At 46.5% G+C, this 1,738-nt stretch carries 2 protein-coding genes; both read left to right on the top strand.

The annotated features are described in order from the left end of the window. Positions 1 to 785 (top strand): RIP metalloprotease RseP (gene rseP, locus WBA89_RS21290; RefSeq protein ID WP_424409264.1); only part of this gene is annotated, 785 nt, incomplete at its 5' end. Between the two features lie 105 nt (positions 786 to 890). Then, on the top strand, positions 891 to 1,628 hold the full coding sequence (locus WBA89_RS21295; protein WP_424409266.1) for a Uma2 family endonuclease: 738 nt from the start codon (positions 891 to 893) through the stop codon (positions 1,626 to 1,628). The last annotated feature ends 110 nt before the right edge of the window (positions 1,629 to 1,738 follow it).

The raw sequence follows: 1,738 nt of genomic DNA on the forward strand, positions 1-1,738 counted from the left end.
TTGCTTACTTCCTGCTGCTGGTGCAGTTGACCACTGTCGGCGCAGCATCCATAAACTACCTACCCGGAGTTAAAGTCCCGGAAGTCGCAGCAGAAGTCAGTTCGGCAGCTCAAAAAGCCGGAATTCGATCGGGCGACATTGTTCTGTCCGTTGACGGCAAGGAATTGGGCGCTTCCCGCGAAGCAATCAAATCTCTAGTCGCAGCAATCCAAGATAATCCCAACCAACCCCTAGCGTTAGAAATTCAGCGTGCAGAACAAAAATTTGTGGTGACAGTCACTCCCGAAAAGTCACCCGACGGTAAAGGCCGCATTGGCGTGCAGCTAACTTCTAACGGAACTGTCGTGCGAGATCGGGCGGGAATTCTAGATGCGTTTACCCAGGCGGCGACTGAATTTCAGCGGATTGTAGTGCTGACGGTGGAAGGTTTCGGGCAGTTAGTTACCAATTTCGGTCAAACCGCAAAACAGTTGTCCGGGCCCGTGGCAATTGTGGCCGCCGGTGCAGGGATTGCGCGAGCGGATGCAGCGAATTTGTTTCAGTTTGCCGTGTTAATTAGCATCAATTTGGCTGTGATTAATATCTTGCCTTTACCTGCTTTGGACGGCGGTCAACTAGCTTTTTTGTTAATAGAAGGACTGCGGGGCAAACCTCTGCCGAACCGCATTCAGGAAAATGTGATGCAGACTGGTTTGATGCTGTTGCTGGGTTTGGGAATTTTCTTGATTGTTCGCGATACTGCTAATTTAGCAGGCATCGATTTTCGCAGTTTCATGCAACAATAGTCATTGGTCGTCAGTCATCAATCATTAATCAGCAGTCATTAGTCATTACAACGCTGATGACTGTTGAATCATATAAAATAACCAGTAAATTAGGGGAAAACAGCAATGATTACACAACTGCAATCTCCCGACAAATCTCAGATTATCTACCCAGATGATAACGGCGAACCAATGTCTGACAATACCGAACAGTTTAGATTGATCGTGTGGATAAAAGAAAATTTAGAACTGTTATTTGCGGGCGCGGTTGATGTTTTTGTAGCGGGAAACTTACTGTGGTATCCAGTAGAAGGAAATAACAAAATTTCTCAAGCACCAGATGTGATGGTAGCCTTTGGAAGACCGAAAGGTTATCGAGGCTCCTACCAGCAGTGGAACGAAGATAATATTGTGCCGCAAGTCGCCTTTGAAATTTGGTCGCCGGGAAATCGCCTGACTCCGATGCTGCAAAAATTGAGATTTTACGAACAATACGGCGTAGAAGAATATTATTTGTACGATCCAGCAAATCTGGATTTGACTGTATGGGAGCGTCGAGAGGAACGATTAGAACCAATCGAAGAAGTGAACGGCTGGGTAAGTCCCAGAATGGGAGTGCGGTTTCAAGTATCAGAAACTGAACTGGAAATATTCAGGCCTGATGGCACACCTTTTGTGAGTTTTGTGGAGCTTGCTCAACTTCGAGAACAAGCAGAATCAAGGGCCGAACAAGAACGGCAAAGAGCCGAACAAGAACGGCAAAGAGCGGAACAAGCAGAAACTATGCTGGAACAAGAACGATCGCGCTCGCAAGCTTTAGAAGCGAAACTCCGAGACATGGGAATCGACCTCAACCAGTTGTAAATGACTAATATCAACTTCGATCGATTGACCGCAATCAGTAAGGTTCGTAGTACGTCAGTCAGTGTCCGCTCCCGGATTGCGGACTAAGGATCGAAAACTTAATAACTTAA

Source organism: Microcoleus sp., from assembly GCF_049646505.1.
Taxonomy (GTDB): domain Bacteria; phylum Cyanobacteriota; class Cyanobacteriia; order Cyanobacteriales; family Microcoleaceae; genus Microcoleus.